At 58.2% G+C, this 16,843-nt stretch carries 17 protein-coding genes and 2 pseudogenes; 6 read left to right on the top strand and 13 right to left on the bottom strand.

The features are described 5' to 3' along the window. Complete coding sequence (gene oqxB / locus EOS98_RS23595) at positions 1-3,153, top strand: multidrug efflux RND transporter permease subunit OqxB (protein ID WP_000347934.1); 3,153 nt, start codon at positions 1-3, stop codon at positions 3,151-3,153. 69 nt (positions 3,154-3,222) lie between these two features. Here the strand turns inward: oqxB and EOS98_RS23590 are convergent, their stop codons facing one another. The 4 genes and pseudogenes from EOS98_RS23590 to aac(3)-IIe form a co-directional block, all read right to left on the bottom strand. Beyond that, a complete protein-coding gene (locus EOS98_RS23590; RefSeq protein WP_000888203.1) occupies positions 3,223-3,702 on the bottom strand; it encodes an RrF2 family transcriptional regulator in 480 nt (159 codons plus the stop codon). Between the two features lie 101 nt (positions 3,703-3,803). Next, complete coding sequence (locus EOS98_RS23580; protein ID WP_001067858.1) at positions 3,804-4,508, bottom strand: IS6-like element IS26 family transposase; 705 nt, start codon at positions 4,506-4,508, stop codon at positions 3,804-3,806. Positions 4,509-4,528: 20 nt separating this feature from the next. Next, positions 4,529-4,783 (bottom strand): annotated as a pseudogene (locus tag EOS98_RS23575) (hypothetical protein); the annotation flags it as partial. Between the two features lie 12 nt (positions 4,784-4,795). Next, a complete protein-coding gene (gene aac(3)-IIe / locus EOS98_RS23570; RefSeq protein WP_000557452.1) occupies positions 4,796-5,656 on the bottom strand; it encodes an aminoglycoside N-acetyltransferase AAC(3)-IIe in 861 nt (286 codons plus the stop codon). Positions 5,657-5,762: 106 nt separating this feature from the next. On the opposite strand from aac(3)-IIe, the gene EOS98_RS23565 reads away from it, so the two are divergent. From EOS98_RS23565 to mphR(A), 4 genes are all read left to right on the top strand, one after another. Beyond that, entirely contained in the window at positions 5,763-6,467 is a 705-nt protein-coding gene (locus tag EOS98_RS23565) for an IS6-like element IS26 family transposase (RefSeq protein ID WP_001067855.1), read from the top strand. Positions 6,468-6,588: 121 nt separating this feature from the next. Continuing rightward, complete coding sequence (locus tag EOS98_RS23555; RefSeq protein WP_000219391.1) at positions 6,589-7,494, top strand: Mph(A) family macrolide 2'-phosphotransferase; 906 nt, start codon at positions 6,589-6,591, stop codon at positions 7,492-7,494. Continuing rightward, positions 7,491-8,729 (top strand): macrolide resistance MFS transporter Mrx(A), encoded by a 1,239-nt coding sequence (gene mrx(A) / locus EOS98_RS23550; RefSeq protein ID WP_064986949.1) that lies wholly within the window; start codon positions 7,491-7,493, stop codon positions 8,727-8,729. The genes EOS98_RS23555 and mrx(A) overlap by 4 nt, the downstream gene beginning before the upstream one ends. Beyond that, positions 8,729-9,313 carry a macrolide-binding transcriptional repressor MphR(A) gene (mphR(A), locus tag EOS98_RS23545; RefSeq protein ID WP_001137892.1) on the top strand — a complete coding sequence of 195 codons (585 nt, stop codon included), beginning with the start codon at positions 8,729-8,731 and terminating at the stop codon, positions 9,311-9,313. Before mrx(A) ends, mphR(A) begins: the two co-directional genes overlap by 1 nt. Positions 9,314-9,805: 492 nt before the next feature. On the opposite strand, the gene EOS98_RS23530 is transcribed toward mphR(A), so the two are convergent. The 9 genes and pseudogenes from EOS98_RS23530 to dfrA17 form a co-directional block, all read right to left on the bottom strand. Next, complete coding sequence (locus tag EOS98_RS23530; protein WP_001389365.1) at positions 9,806-10,570, bottom strand: IS6-like element IS6100 family transposase; 765 nt, start codon at positions 10,568-10,570, stop codon at positions 9,806-9,808. 117 nt (positions 10,571-10,687) lie between these two features. Then, a pseudogene (locus EOS98_RS24660) lies at positions 10,688-10,753 on the bottom strand (EAL domain-containing protein); the annotation flags it as partial. A gap of 43 nt (positions 10,754-10,796) precedes the next feature. Beyond that, the gene (locus EOS98_RS23520) at positions 10,797-11,102 is read right to left on the bottom strand and encodes a PadR family transcriptional regulator (protein WP_000130000.1); all 306 of its coding nucleotides are present in this window, start codon (positions 11,100-11,102) and stop codon (positions 10,797-10,799) included. Positions 11,103-11,112: 10 nt separating this feature from the next. Continuing rightward, positions 11,113-12,318 carry a chromate efflux transporter gene (gene chrA / locus EOS98_RS23515; protein WP_000184001.1) on the bottom strand — a complete coding sequence of 402 codons (1,206 nt, stop codon included), beginning with the start codon at positions 12,316-12,318 and terminating at the stop codon, positions 11,113-11,115. Between the two features lie 155 nt (positions 12,319-12,473). Further along, positions 12,474-12,677: a hypothetical protein gene (locus EOS98_RS23510; protein WP_000376616.1), complete on the bottom strand. Its 204-nt coding sequence runs from the start codon at positions 12,675-12,677 to the stop codon at positions 12,474-12,476. 127 nt (positions 12,678-12,804) lie between these two features. Beyond that, on the bottom strand, positions 12,805-13,644 hold the full coding sequence (gene sul1, locus EOS98_RS23500; RefSeq protein WP_000259031.1) for a sulfonamide-resistant dihydropteroate synthase Sul1: 840 nt from the start codon (positions 13,642-13,644) through the stop codon (positions 12,805-12,807). After that, the gene (locus EOS98_RS23495; RefSeq protein ID WP_000679427.1) at positions 13,638-13,985 is read right to left on the bottom strand and encodes a quaternary ammonium compound efflux SMR transporter QacE delta 1; all 348 of its coding nucleotides are present in this window, start codon (positions 13,983-13,985) and stop codon (positions 13,638-13,640) included. The genes sul1 and EOS98_RS23495 overlap by 7 nt, the downstream gene beginning before the upstream one ends. Positions 13,986-14,190: 205 nt before the next feature. Next, on the bottom strand, positions 14,191-14,979 hold the full coding sequence (locus EOS98_RS23490) for an ANT(3'')-Ia family aminoglycoside nucleotidyltransferase AadA5 (RefSeq protein ID WP_000503573.1): 789 nt from the start codon (positions 14,977-14,979) through the stop codon (positions 14,191-14,193). A gap of 130 nt (positions 14,980-15,109) precedes the next feature. Further along, on the bottom strand, positions 15,110-15,583 hold the full coding sequence (dfrA17, locus tag EOS98_RS23485; protein ID WP_001389366.1) for a trimethoprim-resistant dihydrofolate reductase DfrA17: 474 nt from the start codon (positions 15,581-15,583) through the stop codon (positions 15,110-15,112). A 157-nt stretch (positions 15,584-15,740) separates the two neighbouring features. Here dfrA17 and intI1 point away from each other — a divergent pair, with 157 nt between their 5' ends. Beyond that, on the top strand, positions 15,741-16,754 hold the full coding sequence (gene intI1 / locus EOS98_RS23480; protein ID WP_000845048.1) for a class 1 integron integrase IntI1: 1,014 nt from the start codon (positions 15,741-15,743) through the stop codon (positions 16,752-16,754). Positions 16,755-16,843 lie beyond the last annotated feature (89 nt).

Genomic DNA, 16,843 nt, shown 5'->3' with positions numbered 1-16,843 from the left:
ATGGACTTTTCCCGCTTTTTTATCGACAGGCCGATTTTCGCCGCGGTGCTGTCGATTTTAATTTTTATCACCGGGTTAATCGCTATCCCACTGCTGCCGGTGAGCGAATATCCGGATGTCGTCCCGCCGAGCGTCCAGGTGCGCGCGGAGTATCCCGGCGCCAACCCGAAAGTGATTGCCGAGACCGTGGCGACGCCGCTGGAGGAAGCGATCAACGGCGTTGAAAACATGATGTACATGAAATCGGTCGCCGGCTCCGACGGCGTGCTGGTCACCACCGTCACCTTCCGCCCGGGTACCGACCCGGATCAGGCGCAGGTTCAGGTGCAGAACCGCGTCGCGCAGGCCGAAGCGCGTCTGCCGGAGGATGTACGCCGTCTGGGGATCACCACCCAGAAGCAGTCTCCGACGCTGACCCTGGTGGTGCATCTGTTCTCCCCCGGCGGGAAGTACGACTCGCTGTATATGCGCAACTACGCCACGCTGAAAGTGAAGGATGAGCTGGCGCGCCTGCCCGGCGTCGGCCAGATCCAGATTTTTGGCTCCGGTGAATATGCGATGCGCGTCTGGCTGGATCCCAATAAGGTCGCTGCCCGCGGTCTGACGGCCTCGGATGTGGTGACGGCGATGCAGGAGCAAAACGTCCAGGTGTCTGCCGGACAGCTTGGCGCCGAGCCGCTGCCGCAGGAGAGCGATTTCCTGATCTCCATTAACGCCCAGGGCCGTCTGCATACCGAAGAAGAGTTTGGCAATATCATTCTGAAAACGGCGCAGGATGGCTCGCTGGTCCGCCTGCGCGACGTGGCGCGCATCGAGATGGGTTCCGGTAGCTATGCGCTGCGCTCCCAGCTCAACAATAAGGATGCGGTCGGGATCGGTATCTTCCAGTCACCCGGCGCTAACGCCATCGATCTGTCGAACGCGGTACGCGCCAAAATGGCCGAGCTGGCCACCCGCTTCCCGGAAGATATGCAATGGGCGGCGCCGTACGACCCGACGGTTTTCGTCCGCGACTCCATCCGCGCGGTGGTGCAGACGCTGCTGGAGGCGGTAGTGCTGGTGGTGCTGGTAGTGATCCTGTTCCTGCAGACCTGGCGCGCGTCGATTATCCCGTTGATCGCTGTGCCGGTATCGGTGGTGGGTACCTTCAGCATTCTCTATCTGCTGGGCTTCTCGCTGAATACCCTGAGCCTGTTCGGGCTGGTACTGGCTATCGGTATCGTGGTGGACGACGCCATCGTGGTGGTGGAGAACGTCGAGCGTAATATCGAAGAGGGGCTTGCGCCGCTTGCCGCGGCGCATCAGGCGATGCGTGAGGTCTCCGGGCCGATTATCGCCATTGCGCTGGTGCTGTGTGCGGTGTTCGTGCCGATGGCGTTTCTCTCCGGGGTCACCGGCCAGTTCTACAAACAGTTCGCGGTGACCATCGCCATCTCGACGGTGATCTCGGCCATCAACTCGCTGACGCTCTCCCCGGCGCTGGCGGCCCTGCTGTTAAAGCCGCACGGCGCGAAGAAAGACCTCCCTACCCGGCTGATCGATCGCCTGTTTGGCTGGATTTTCCGTCCGTTTAACCGCTTTTTCCTGCGCAGCTCGAACGGCTATCAGGGACTGGTAGGCAAAACGCTTGGACGCCGTGGCGCAGTGTTTGCGGTGTACCTGCTGCTGCTCTGCGCCGCTGGGGTGATGTTTAAAGTCGTCCCCGGCGGGTTTATTCCCACCCAGGATAAGCTGTATCTCATTGGCGGCGTGAAGATGCCGGAAGGGTCGTCGCTGGCGCGCACCGACGCGGTGATCCGCAAAATGAGCGAGATCGGGATGAATACCGAAGGGGTCGACTATGCGGTCGCTTTCCCGGGGCTTAACGCGCTGCAGTTCACCAACACGCCGAATACCGGGACGGTCTTTTTTGGCCTGAAACCGTTCGACCAGCGCAAACACACGGCGGCGGAAATTAACGCGGAGATCAACGCCAAAATCGCGCAAATCCAGCAGGGCTTTGGCTTTTCCATCCTGCCGCCGCCGATTTTAGGTCTGGGTCAGGGTTCCGGCTACTCCCTGTACATCCAGGATCGCGGAGGGCTGGGCTATGGCGCGCTGCAAAGCGCGGTGAATGCGATGTCCGGGGCGATTATGCAGACGCCGGGGATGCACTTCCCGATCTCGACTTACCAGGCTAACGTGCCGCAGCTGGACGTGCAGGTCGATCGCGATAAGGCGAAAGCGCAGGGGGTATCGCTAACCGATCTGTTCGGTACGCTGCAGACCTATCTCGGCTCGTCTTATGTCAATGACTTTAACCAGTTCGGGCGTACCTGGCGCGTGATGGCCCAGGCTGACGGACCATACCGCGAGAGCGTGGAAGATATCGCCAATCTGCGCACCCGCAATAATCAGGGCGAAATGGTACCGATCGGCAGTATGGTGAATATCAGTACCACCTACGGGCCGGATCCGGTGATCCGCTACAACGGTTATCCGGCGGCGGACCTGATTGGCGATGCCGATCCGCGGGTCCTCTCTTCTTCGCAGGCGATGACGCATCTGGAAGAGCTGTCGAAGCAGATCCTGCCGAATGGGATGAATATTGAGTGGACGGATCTCAGCTTCCAGCAGGCCACCCAGGGCAACACGGCGCTGATCGTCTTCCCGGTGGCGGTGCTGCTGGCATTCCTCGTACTGGCCGCGCTGTATGAAAGCTGGACCCTGCCGCTGGCGGTGATCCTTATCGTACCGATGACGATGCTCTCCGCGCTGTTTGGCGTCTGGCTGACCGGGGGCGATAACAACGTCTTCGTGCAGGTGGGTCTGGTGGTCCTGATGGGCCTGGCCTGTAAAAACGCCATTCTGATCGTCGAGTTTGCCCGCGAGCTGGAGATCCAGGGGAAAGGCATCATGGAAGCGGCGCTGGAGGCATGCCGCCTGCGTCTGCGCCCGATCGTGATGACCTCCATCGCCTTTATCGCCGGGACCATTCCGCTGATCCTCGGCCACGGCGCGGGGGCGGAAGTCCGCGGCGTCACCGGGATCACGGTGTTCTCCGGGATGCTGGGCGTGACGCTCTTCGGTCTGTTCCTGACGCCGGTGTTTTACGTGACGCTACGGAAACTGGTGACCCGCAGGAAGCCGGTCCAGGAGGATCTGCCCGCCTAGCCTGCAGCAGATAACAAAAAAACCGCCTTCACAATTTGAAGGCGGTTTTTTTTCGTCACCAGAAAATGATTAATGCGCTTTTTTAAAGCGGGCGATCATTTCCGGCACCGGGTCGCAGCCGCTGGTATCGGCGTTTTTGACCGCCTCCAGCGCGCTGGCCACGGTATGGCGAGCGAGGACGTTTAACGAAGCCTGCTCTGCTTCATCGGCAACCGATTTGAAGTACCAGCAGGCGTTGGCGCTGACCACGCAGCGGGCCGGGACGTCAGGACGCGACGCCCACAGTTTTTTATCTTCGATAACCGAAAGATAGATATCACGCAGGGTGATCTTGTCCGCCGGACGGCCAAGATGAATTGAGCCGTTGCGACCAAGCGTGGAGACGATAATGCCGTCACGAGTTAGCGGAACCATTAGTTTACGGATAAAGCTCGGGTTCGCTTCCAGGCCGTAGGCCAGAATCGCACTCGTCGAACGTTCACCCATCTGCTCCGCCATTGCTACGCTGAGAACCATCTGCAAAGCTGTCGGGAAGCGGTAATCTAACATGGCAGTGTCCTGGGTTGCGGTGAATCTTGTTCTTTTTAGCACCGCAGAGGGCACTGTTGCAAAGTTAGCGATGAGGCAGCCTTTTGTCTTATTCAAAGGCCTTACATTTCAAAAACTCTGCTTACCAGGCGCATTTCGCCCAGGGGATCACCATAATAAAATGCTGAGGCCTGGCCTTTGCGTAGTGCACGCATCACCTCAATACCTTTGATGGTGGCGTAAGCCGTCTTCATGGATTTAAATCCCAGCGTGGCGTTGATTATCCGTTTCAGTTTGCCATGATCGCATTCAATCACGTTGTTCCGGTACTTAATCTGTCGGTGTTCAACGTCAGACGGGCACCGGCCTTCGCGTTTGAGCAGAGCAAGCGCGCGACCATAGGCGGGCGCTTTATCCGTGTTGATGAATCGTGGGATCTGCCACTTCTTCACGTTGTTGAGGATTTTACCCAGAAACCGGTATGCAGCTTTGCTGTTACGACGGGAGGAGAGATAAAAATCGACAGTGCGGCCCCGGCTGTCGACGGCCCGGTACAGATACGCCCAGCGGCCATTGACCTTCACGTAGGTTTCATCCATGTGCCACGGGCAAAGATCGGAAGGGTTACGCCAGTACCAGCGCAGCCGTTTTTCCATTTCAGGCGCATAACGCTGAACCCAGCGGTAAATCGTGGAGTGATCGACATTCACTCCGCGTTCAGCCAGCATCTCCTGCAGCTCACGGTAACTGATGCCGTATTTGCAGTACCAGCGTACGGCCCACAGAATGATGTCACGCTGAAAATGCCGGCCTTTGAATGGGTTCATGTGCAGCTCCATCAGCAAAAGGGGATGATAAGTTTATCACCACCGACTATTTGCAACAGTGCCTTCCTGCGAATCTCGCTGACCGCAGCGATCGTAAGTCCCCTCCACAAGGGGAGATCCTGATAGTCTCCGCTCGCTGGTATGGGGACCGTTTCTTTCACCACGAACCCGATTTCCTCAGGGTCAAAGATCAGCGATTTCGGACGCCGATCGCGCAGCCGCTCAGCGAGAGTCGTCTTTCCGGCGCCGAAAGGTCCGTTGATCCAGATTATCATTGTCGACGGCCTCTAACCGGAAGGCTCGCAAGAGCGCTGGGCGGCTTCGTGTGCTGGCACGATCGGAGTGGCTCCGAAGTGCTTCTCAAGATAGGTGACGCCGAACGTCACGATGTCCTGCGCGTCGAACAGGTAGCACTGAGCAAAGCCCACGACACCTTCTCGATGGCGACCGAGCTTCACGTAAGCATTTGCTATAGTTTCGACCGCATCCGGCTTTCCTTCGATAGCAAAGCAATCGAGAATGCCGTTTGAATCGTATTCTGATGCCGTTTTCCAGGCGACTTCACCGTTTCTTCCAAGCATCGGCATCTCATACGTCACCCATCGTTTGTTGGGGATATCCGCAACCGCCTCGGCGTAGTGCAATGCGGTAACGGAGTTTAGCGGCGCACCCAACAGCAGGGCCTTCCCGCCAAGGCGGACGAACCGCTCGACGGGCGACCCTTCCCCCAAGGCGTGACCGAGTTCGTGAGGCTCCGTCAGCGTTTCAGCTAGCGGACCAACCGCGACCATCGATGCATCGGGGTGCGCGCTGCGCCGCGCGCCGGGGGCTTGAACCAGAAATTGATTCAGCAGGCCGAACCCACGGTAAGTCCCGGCCGTTGCGGGATCGAACGGCGGCCAGGTACGGCGGGCTTTGTCATCCAACCGAGCGCCATTCAGAGTCTCCTCGTAGGGTGATCGGTCCCACGACGCGTATCCCATCACAGTGCCAGTCGGCCCAACCGCGGAGCGTAACGCGGCAACGACCGTCTCCGCTCCTCCTTCGACCGGACCAATCGCTTTAAGTGAGGCATGCACCATCAACAGGTCACCGGTTTGGACTCCTAATTTTCGAATTGCCTCCGTTATTGCCTTCCGCGTATGCATCGCGATATCTCCTCTAAACTGCAAAACACTATACCTATCGAGAGGCACTGTTGCAAATAGTCGGTGGTGATAAACTTATCATCCCCTTTTGCTGATGGAGCTGCACATGAACCCATTCAAAGGCCGGCATTTTCAGCGTGACATCATTCTGTGGGCCGTACGCTGGTACTGCAAATACGGCATCAGTTACCGTGAGCTGCAGGAGATGCTGGCTGAACGCGGAGTGAATGTCGATCACTCCACGATTTACCGCTGGGTTCAGCGTTATGCGCCTGAAATGGAAAAACGGCTGCGCTGGTACTGGCGTAACCCTTCCGATCTTTGCCCGTGGCACATGGATGAAACCTACGTGAAGGTCAATGGCCGCTGGGCGTATCTGTACCGGGCCGTCGACAGCCGGGGCCGCACTGTCGATTTTTATCTCTCCTCCCGTCGTAACAGCAAAGCTGCATACCGGTTTCTGGGTAAAATCCTCAACAACGTGAAGAAGTGGCAGATCCCGCGATTCATCAACACGGATAAAGCGCCCGCCTATGGTCGCGCGCTTGCTCTGCTCAAACGCGAAGGCCGGTGCCCGTCTGACGTTGAACACCGACAGATTAAGTACCGGAACAACGTGATTGAATGCGATCATGGCAAACTGAAACGGATAATCGGCGCCACGCTGGGATTTAAATCCATGAAGACGGCTTACGCCACCATCAAAGGTATTGAGGTGATGCGTGCACTACGCAAAGGCCAGGCCTCAGCATTTTATTATGGTGATCCCCTGGGCGAAATGCGCCTGGTAAGCAGAGTTTTTGAAATGTAAGGCCTTTGAATAAGACAAAAGGCTGCCTCATCGCTAACTTTGCAACAGTGCCGGATTGAATATAACCGACGTGACTGTTACATTTAGGTGGCTAAACCCGTCAAGCCCTCAGGAGTGAATCATGACCGTAGTCACGACCGCCGATACCTCCCAACTGTACGCACTTGCAGCCCGACATGGGCTCAAGCTCCATGGCCCGCTGACTGTCAATGAGCTTGGGCTCGACTATAGGATCGTGATCGCCACCGTCGACGATGGACGTCGGTGGGTGCTGCGCATCCCGCGCCGAGCCGAGGTAAGCGCGAAGGTCGAACCAGAGGCGCGGGTGCTGGCAATGCTCAAGAATCGCCTGCCGTTCGCGGTGCCGGACTGGCGCGTGGCCAACGCCGAGCTCGTTGCCTATCCCATGCTCGAAGACTCGACTGCGATGGTCATCCAGCCTGGTTCGTCCACGCCCGACTGGGTCGTGCCGCAGGACTCGGAGGTCTTCGCGGAGAGCTTCGCGACCGCGCTCGCCGCCCTGCATGCCGTCCCCATTTCCGCCGCCGTGGATGCGGGGATGCTCATCCGTACACCGACGCAGGCCCGTCAGAAGGTGGCCGACGACGTTGACCGCGTCCGACGCGAGTTCGTGGTGAACGACAAGCGCCTCCACCGGTGGCAGCGCTGGCTCGACGACGATTCGTCGTGGCCAGATTTCTCCGTGGTGGTGCATGGCGATCTCTACGTGGGCCATGTGCTCATCGACAACACGGAGCGCGTCAGCGGGATGATCGACTGGAGCGAGGCCCGCGTTGATGACCCTGCCATCGACATGGCCGCGCACCTTATGGTCTTTGGTGAAGAGGGGCTCGCGAAGCTCCTCCTCACGTATGAAGCGGCCGGTGGCCGGGTGTGGCCGCGGCTCGCCCACCACATCGCGGAGCGCCTTGCGTTCGGGGCGGTCACCTACGCACTCTTCGCCCTCGACTCGGGTAACGAAGAGTACCTCGCTGCGGCGAAGGCGCAGCTCGCCGCAGCGGAATGAGCGAACGTCGATATAGCCCGCTCGCGACGCTGTTCGCGGCGACCTTTCTCTTCCGGATCGGCAACGCGGTGGCGGCCCTCGCGCTTCCATGGTTCGTCCTGTCTCATACAAAGAGCGCGGCCTGGGCGGGCGCCACGGCCGCTAGCAGCGTCATCGCGACCATCATCGGCGCGTGGGTTGGTGGTGGCCTCGTCGATCGGTTCGGGCGCGCGCCCGTCGCATTGATCTCGGGTGTGGTGGGCGGCGTGGCCATGGCGAGCATCCCACTGCTCGATGCCGTTGGCGCCCTCTCGAACACTGGGCTGATCGCTTGCGTGGTGCTCGGTGCCGCGTTCGACGCACCCGGTATGGCCGCGCAGGACAGTGAGCTGCCCAAACTCGGCCACGTCGCCGGGCTCTCCGTTGAGCGCGTCTCGTCACTGAAAGCGGTGATCGGGAACGTCGCGATTCTAGGTGGCCCGGCCCTTGGGGGGGCCGCAATCGGCCTGCTTGGCGCTGCGCCAACGCTCGGGCTGACGGCGTTCTGCTCCGTCCTTGCAGGTCTGCTCGGCGCGTGGGTGCTTCCCGCGCGTGCCGCTCGGACGATGACCACGACGGCGACTCTCTCCATGCGCGCCGGCGTCGCTTTTCTCTGGAGCGAACCCCTGCTGCGCCCTCTCTTTGGTATAGTGATGATCTTCGTGGGCATCGTTGGCGCCAACGGCAGCGTCATCATGCCTGCGCTGTTTGTAGATGCAGGACGCCAAGTAGCAGAGCTCGGGCTGTTCTCCTCAATGATGGGGGCTGGTGGTCTCCTTGGCATTGCCATTCATGCGTCGGTCGGCGCCCGGATATCAGCGCAGAACTGGCTGGCGGTGGCATTTTGTGGCTCTGCGGTGGGCTCGCTTCTGCTTTCACAGTTGCCAGGCGTGCCGGTGCTGATGTTGTTGGGCGCGCTCGTGGGACTGCTGACCGGCTCAGTCTCTCCCATTCTCAACGCTGCCATCTACAACCGCACGCCGCCAGAACTTCTCGGCCGGGTACTCGGCACGGTCTCGGCGGTGATGCTGTCAGCCTCGTCCATGGTTATGCTTGCGGCCGGCGCGTTTGTCGACCTTGCTGGTCCGCTCCCTGGCCTCGTTGTATCGGCCGTGTTTGCGGGGCTCGTGGCTCTACTCTCGCTCCGTCTTCAATTTGCTACAATGGCGGCGGCAGCCACAGCCTCCGCCCCAACCCATACAGAAGGTGAACACTGATGCCCCGCCCCAAGCTCAAGTCCGATGACGAGGTACTCGAGGCCGCCACCGTAGTGCTGAAGCGTTGCGGTCCCATAGAGTTCACGCTCAGCGGAGTAGCAAAGGAGGTGGGGCTCTCCCGCGCAGCGTTAATCCAGCGCTTCACCAACCGCGATACGCTGCTGGTGAGGATGATGGAGCGCGGCGTCGAGCAGGTGCGGCATTACCTGAATGCGATACCGATAGGCGCAGGGCCGCAAGGGCTCTGGGAATTTTTGCAGGTGCTCGTTCGGAGCATGAACACTCGCAACGACTTCTCGGTGAACTATCTCATCTCCTGGTACGAGCTCCAGGTGCCGGAGCTACGCACGCTTGCGATCCAGCGGAACCGCGCGGTGGTGGAGGGGATCCGCAAGCGACTGCCCCCAGGTGCTCCTGCGGCAGCTGAGTTGCTCCTGCACTCGGTCATCGCTGGCGCGACGATGCAGTGGGCCGTCGATCCGGATGGTGAGCTAGCTGATCATGTGCTGGCTCAGATCGCTGCCATCCTGTGTTTAATGTTTCCCGAACACGACGATTTCCAACTCCTCCAGGCACATGCGTAAACGGAGGTGTGCAGAGTCCCTGCGGCAGGCGACGAACACGACCGTCGTCGATTAGTACCGGTACGGTCGGTGGTATCGAAGTCTTGATCACCACTCAGGTCTACGGCTTACAAATGGTGACCATCCCGATACTTGCGTCAGAGCACCGGGCCGATTCTTTGACAGTGAATCACTCCCGTAAGGTTGTGCCGGTGTGGGTGTCCCGGGTCGAGACGATACTCCGCCAATGCGCCCAGCAAACAACCTGGCCATCGCAGGTGGTGGGGAGCGGTGTGGCGGATGAGTTGGACAAGTTGGTGTAGCAGCACGAGCACGGCGAGATAACATCGCAGGAGTTCGACATGCTCAAGAGACAGCTGATTGCGAATCGCGATGCAGATTCATAACCCGATTGCGGGTTGGCTTCACTCCACCATCACCGAGCAGACTAGCACGGCGGGCTCTGTTGCAAAGATTGGCGGCAGTCAGAGGTAGGCTGTCGCTCTGCGCCGATCAGGCGGCTGCTGCGAAATGGTGGTTGAGCATGCCCATGGCCTCCGTCAGCGCCGAGGGCCCAATGCCAAAAGCTCTCTCCACAAGGCGCACCTCGCCCCTGATGCCGGGCTGCAGGCACCAGGGGCGAGCCTGTCCTTTGCGCAGGGCTCGCATGACTTCGAATCCCTTGATCGTGGCATAGGCCGTGGGGATCGATTTGAAACCGCGCACCGGCTTGATCAGTATCTTGAGCTTTCCGTGATCGGCCTCGATCACGTTATTGAGATACTTCACCTGCCGGTGGGCCGTCTCCCGGTCCAGCTTTCCTTCGCGCTTCAATTCGGTGATCGCTGCACCATAGCTCGGCGCTTTGTCGGTATTGAGCGTGGCAGGCTTTTCCCAGTGCTTCAGGCCTCGCAGGGCCTTGCCCAGGAACCGCTTCGCTGCCTTGGCGCTGCGGGTCGGCGACAGGTAGAAATCGATCGTGTCGCCCCGCTTGTCGACTGCCCGGTACAGGTAGGTCCACTTGCCCCGCACCTTGACGTAGGTTTCATCCAGGCGCCAGCTCGGATCAAAGCCACGCCGCCAGAACCAGCGCAGCCGCTTCTCCATCTCCGGGGCGTAGCACTGGACCCAGCGATAGATCGTCGTATGGTCGACCGAAATGCCGCGTTCCGCCAGCATTTCCTCAAGGTCGCGATAGCTGATCGGATAGCGACAATACCAGCGCACCGCCCACAGGATCACATCACCCTGGAAATGGCGCCACTTGAAATCCGTCATCGTTCCGTCCGTCCAATCTCCGCCAAGCATGCTCAAGCTTCACGATTTTTGCAACAGAGCCCACACGAGTATTGAGCATAGTCGAGATTGGTGCAGATCACTTCTGATATTGAACTGTCAGGAGCTGGCTGCACAACAGCCATTACGCCCAATCAACTGGTGCAGTCGTCTTCTGAAAATGACAATCCAGTTAGGGTATAGCTCAACCTGACATAGAAGCAAAAACTCAACCACCTTCTACCAACTCTCCGAACAGCTCCTTGACCTTTGTTTTCGCATCAGCAAGTGCAGTTCTGCCTTGTTCAGTGATGTCATAAACACGCCGTTCACGTCGCCCGGTGCGTTCGTGGCGTGAGGTCAGATAGCCTTTTTTTTCCAGGCCGTGCAGCATCGGGTACACGGTGCCAGCGCTCATCTCGTAGCCGTGTCGGCGTAGCTCTTCGATGATCCCCAGCCCAAAGACAGGTTCCTCGGCTGCATGGTGAAGGATGTGCAGGCGGATCAAACCGCCGTAGAGGTCTTTGTCAGTCATTTTTTGTGCCTCACAGAGCGACGCTCAACAGCCACCCAGCTGCACCGCTACCGAGGACAACCAGCCACGGCGGGAGCTTCCAGAACATAAGTGCGACAAGGGCAACTAATGCCAAGCCGAAGTCTTGCGGCTGAAAGATGGCGCTAGTCCATACAGGCTGATACAGCGCGGCCAGCAGCAAGCCGACTACAGCGGCATTGATCCCGGCCAGCGCAGCTTGGATGCCTGTATTGCGGCGCAAACGCTCCCAAAATGGCATTGATCCGACGACCAGCAAGAACGAGGGCGCGAAGATAGCCAGCAGACACACAATGCCGCCGATCCAGCCCGACGGGGCGGTGTTCATCGAGGCACCAAGAAACGCGGCGAACGTGAACAAAGGGCCGGGCACCGCTTGAGCTGCCCCGTACCCCGCGAGAAAGGATTCATTGTTGACCCAGCCGGAGGGCACCACTTCGGCTTGCAGTAATGGCAGCACAACGTGACCACCGCCGAACACCAGTGATCCGACACGATAGAAGGAATCCACCATTGCCATGGTTTGACTTGGCATCAGTTCGGCCAACACCGGCAGGCCAATCAGCAAGACAAAGAACAGCGAGAGCCAAAGCACGCCGGCCCGGTGACTGACCGTGATAGGTAGGGGGTCATGCTCAACAACTTTCGCTGGCTTGAACAATAACCGGCCTGCGATGCCTGCGATAGCAATCACGCCAACCTGTCCCCACGCGGACGGCACAAGTAAAACGACGCAGGTAGCAATTGCCATGATGGTGACTCGCAGCCCATCCGTGCATAGGTTACGCGCCATGCCCCATACTGCTTGAGCGACCACGGCCACAGCCACCACTTTTAAGCCATGCAACGCGCCCTGCGAGACGTAATCGCCATAGCTGGAGATGCCGAGCGCAAAAAGGATCAAGGCTATGGCAGACGGCAGCGTGAAGCCAGCCCAAGCAGCCAGCGCCCCGCTGTATCCAGCCCGAGACAGTCCTACCGCTATGCCGACCTGGCTGCTTGCAGGCCCTGGCAAGAACTGACAAAGCGCGACCAAGTCAGCATAGCTCCGTTCGGAGAGCCAGCGCCGCCGTGTGACAAATTCGGCGCGGAAGTAGCCCAAGTGCGCAATGGGGCCGCCAAAAGATGTCAATCCAAGCCGCAGAAAAATAAGAAAGACCGACCATGGTCTGCTGTCATCGGTAGGGTTATTCGTCATACTTTCGCCTTCATGATCTGCAACGAGTTGATCAATAATAAGCGAAATTCGATAACGAAATTCGATATAAATCTAGAAAAAAATACCTCTATGTGTACTACGCAGTTTTAGCTGTGGCTTTCACAGGAGCACGCTTACTTACGGCTTAGCGTGCTTTATTTTCCGTTTTCTGAGGCGATCCCTAGGAGCTCGGATCTCAGGACGAAGGTCTCCGCGAATGTCCGGTCGATCCGCGCGACGTCCCAGGCGGGCGTTCCCTTGGCGGACATCCACGCCGCAGCGTCGTGCATCAGCCGCACAACCTCGTCGATATCACCCGAGCAGGCGACCCGAACGTTCGGAGGCTCCTCGCTGTCCATTCGCTCCCCTGGCGCGGTATGAACCGCCGCCTCATAGTGCAGTTTGATCCTGACGAGCCCAGCATGTCTGCGCCCACCTTCGCGGAACCTGACCAGGGTCCGCTAGCGGGCGGCCGGAAGGTGAATGCTAGGCATGATCTAACCCTCGGTCTCTGGCGTCGCGACTGCGAAATTTCGCGAGGGTTTCCGAGAAGGTGATTGCGCTTCGCAGATCTCCAGGCGCGTGGGTGCGGACGTAGTCAGCGCCATTGCCGATCGCGTGAAGTTCCGCCGCAAGGCTCGCTGGACCCAGATCCTTTACAGGAAGGCCAACGGTGGCGCCCAAGAAGGATTTCCGCGACACCGAGACCAATAGCGGAAGCCCCAACGCCGACTTCAGCTTTTGAAGGTTCGACAGCACGTGCAGCGATGTTTCCGGTGCGGGGCTCAAGAAAAATCCCATCCCCGGATCGAGGATGAGCCGGTCGGCAGCGACCCCGCTCCGTCGCAAGGCGGAAACCCGCGCCTCGAAGAACCGCACAATCTCGTCGAGCGCGTCTTCGGGTCGAAGGTGACCGGTGCGGGTGGCGATGCCATCCCGCTGCGCTGAGTGCATAACCACCAGCCTGCAGTCCGCCTCAGCAATATCGGGATAGAGCGCAGGGTCAGGAAATCCTTGGATATCGTTCAGGTAGCCCACGCCGCGCTTGAGCGCATAGCGCTGGGTTTCCGGTTGGAAGCTGTCGATTGAAACACGGTGCATCTGATCGGACAGGGCGTCTAAGAGCGGCGCAATACGTCTGATCTCATCGGCCGGCGATACAGGCCTCGCGTCCGGATGGCTGGCGGCCGGTCCGACATCCACGACGTCTGATCCGACTCGCAGCATTTCGATCGCCGCGGTGACAGCGCCGGCGGGGTCTAGCCGCCGGCTCTCATCGAAGAAGGAGTCCTCGGTGAGATTCAGAATGCCGAACACCGTCACCATGGCGTCGGCCTCCGCAGCGACTTCCACGATGGGGATCGGGCGAGCAAAAAGGCAGCAATTATGAGCCCCATACCTACAAAGCCCCACGCATCAAGCTTTTGCCCATGAAGCAACCAGGCAATGGCTGTAATTATGACGACGCCGAGTCCCGACCAGACTGCATAAGCAACACCGACAGGGATGGATTTCAGAACCAGAGAAAGAAAATAAAATGCGATGCCATAACCGATTATGACAACGGCGGAAGGGGCAAGCTTAGTAAAGCCCTCGCTAGATTTTAATGCGGATGTTGCGATTACTTCGCCAACTATTGCGATAACAAGAAAAAGCCAGCCTTTCATGATATATCTCCCAATTTGTGTAGGGCTTATTATGCACGCTTAAAAATAATAAAAGCAGACTTGACCTGATAGTTTGGCTGTGAGCAATTATGTGCTTAGTGCATCTAACGCATAGTTGAGCGGCGGGCGCAGCCCGTCCGCTTGAACGCCGAGTTAGGCATCAGATGCCCTCGGCGCGGGTCGATGCACTTTTCGCACATGCCGCTCAACGCAAGATTCTCTCAATCGTTGCTTTGGCATATCGAACGAACGCGGCCGTCTCTTCGACGCGCATTGCTAGGTCGTCGTCCTCGCTACCCAGGTACGCCGCGCGTGCCTTGCAGATGAGGGGCCGATGCTCGGCAGGCAAACGCTCCGATACCCATGCGGCAGCAACGTCCTTAGGAGCAATGAGACCAGTTGAAGCGCTGTACCAAATGCGAGCAAGAGCAAGAACGACGTTCCGCTCGTCACCCTTCCAATCCGACTCTGCATTCCACTGGGCAATAGTGTCGAAAAGCGCCTTGGAGAAATGCTCCTTCGGCACCGGCTCGAAAAACGTGGCTGCGGATGGGCCTAGAAGCGCAAGGCTGTGTTGCCTCGCCTTGGTCAGCAAAATCGCAAGATCGTGATCCAGAACGGCAGGCTCGAACGTTCCGGAAAGGATGTCGTGGCGGAGCCACTCACCGAACTGAAGCTCACGCCGCGCCGGATAGCGCCAAGGCACTACTTCGCTTCGAGCGACAACAGTTAGCTCCAGCGGTCGCCATGTTCCGCCATCGCCTGGCGGTGATGAGACTTTCAGCAAATCGAGCATTAGCGCCTGCCGGAGCGAATCGTTAGGTGCGGCGCTGACGGTCACGAGCAAGTCTATGTCGCTGTCCGGCTTCAGCCCTCCATCGATCGCAGATCCGAACAGGTGGATTGTGTCCAGTGTCGCAGCCAGATGGCGCTCGATCACCGCGCGAGCGTGGGACAGCTGCTTGAAAACTTGTGCAGGGAAAAATTCACCCATGATGCCTAACGTTAAGTTCAGCGGCAGCTTTTAAGTTGCGGCTTTGTGGAATACTTTTGCGCAGCAAAACCACAAAGACGCGACTTAAAAGCTGTCCAAGGAGCGAAGCGACTGGTGCTGCAACGCATTGTTAGCCTTTTTTCCAAATCTGGTATGTATAATTTATATTAGACATAAAAAACTGTTCAAAAACCAAATTGAAATTCTCAGGCATTATAGGGAATTTGATATCACCTTCGACTTCAACGTGAACAGTAGACAAATGAATTATATCTGCTTTTTCAATAAGGCTATTATAGATTTGACCCCCGCCAGAGACATATACATGATCTGTAACTTTTGATAGCTCTTTCAAAGCATTTTCTATTGAAGGAAAAACTAGGACGTTTTCATTTGAGCTTGAAATTCCGTTCTTTGACACTACTGCATATTTGCGATTTGGAAGAACACCCATAGAGTCAAATGTTTTTCTTCCGACAAGGAGCCATTGATTATATGTGAGCGCTTTAAAGAGTAGTTGCTCACCTTTTACTGACCACGGGATATCAGGACCACTACCGATTACGCCATTTTCTGACACTGCAGAAATCAATGATATTTTCAATTTAACTCCCTTAATGGCTAACTTTGTTTTAGGGCGACTGCCCTGCTGCGTAACATCGTTGCTGCTCCATAACATCAAACATCGACCCACGGCGTAACGCGCTTGCTGCTTGGATGCCCGAGGCATAGACTGTACAAAAAAACAGTCATAACAAGCCATGAAAACCGCCACTGCGCCGTTACCACCGCTGCGTTCGGTCAAGGTTCTGGACCAGTTGCGTGAGCGCATACGCTACTTGCATTACAGTTTACGAACCGAACAGGCTTATGTCCACTGGGTTCGTGCCTTCATCCGTTTCCACGGTGTGCGTCACCCGGCAACCTTGGGCAGCAGCGAAGTCGAGGCATTTCTGTCCTGGCTGGCGAACGAGCGCAAGGTTTCGGTCTCCACGCATCGTCAGGCATTGGCGGCCTTGCTGTTCTTCTACGGCAAGGTGCTGTGCACGGATCTGCCCTGGCTTCAGGAGATCGGAAGACCTCGGCCGTCGCGGCGCTTGCCGGTGGTGCTGACCCCGGATGAAGTGGTTCGCATCCTCGGTTTTCTGGAAGGCGAGCATCGTTTGTTCGCCCAGCTTCTGTATGGAACGGGCATGCGGATCAGTGAGGGTTTGCAACTGCGGGTCAAGGATCTGGATTTCGATCACGGCACGATCATCGTGCGGGAGGGCAAGGGCTCCAAGGATCGGGCCTTGATGTTACCCGAGAGCTTGGCACCCAGCCTGCGCGAGCAGCTGTCGCGTGCACGGGCATGGTGGCTGAAGGACCAGGCCGAGGGCCGCAGCGGCGTTGCGCTTCCCGACGCCCTTGAGCGGAAGTATCCGCGCGCCGGGCATTCCTGGCCGTGGTTCTGGGTTTTTGCGCAGCACACGCATTCGACCGATCCACGGAGCGGTGTCGTGCGTCGCCATCACATGTATGACCAGACCTTTCAGCGCGCCTTCAAACGTGCCGTAGAACAAGCAGGCATCACGAAGCCCGCCACACCGCACACCCTCCGCCACTCGTTCGCGACGGCCTTGCTCCGCAGCGGTTACGACATTCGAACCGTGCAGGATCTGCTCGGCCATTCCGACGTCTCTACGACGATGATTTACACGCATGTGCTGAAAGTTGGCGGTGCCGGAGTGCGCTCACCGCTTGATGCGCTGCCGCCCCTCACTAGTGAGAGGTAGGGCAGCGCAAGTCAATCCTGGCGGATTCACTACCCCTGCGCGAAGGCCATCGGTGCCGCATCGAACGGCCGGTTGCGGAAAGTCCTCCC

Source organism: Salmonella sp. SSDFZ69 (genome assembly GCF_004010755.1).
Lineage (GTDB): Bacteria > Pseudomonadota > Gammaproteobacteria > Enterobacterales > Enterobacteriaceae > Salmonella > Salmonella enterica.
Note: the sequence above shows the minus strand (reverse complement) of the source record. Positions and strands in the feature narration are given on the sequence as shown.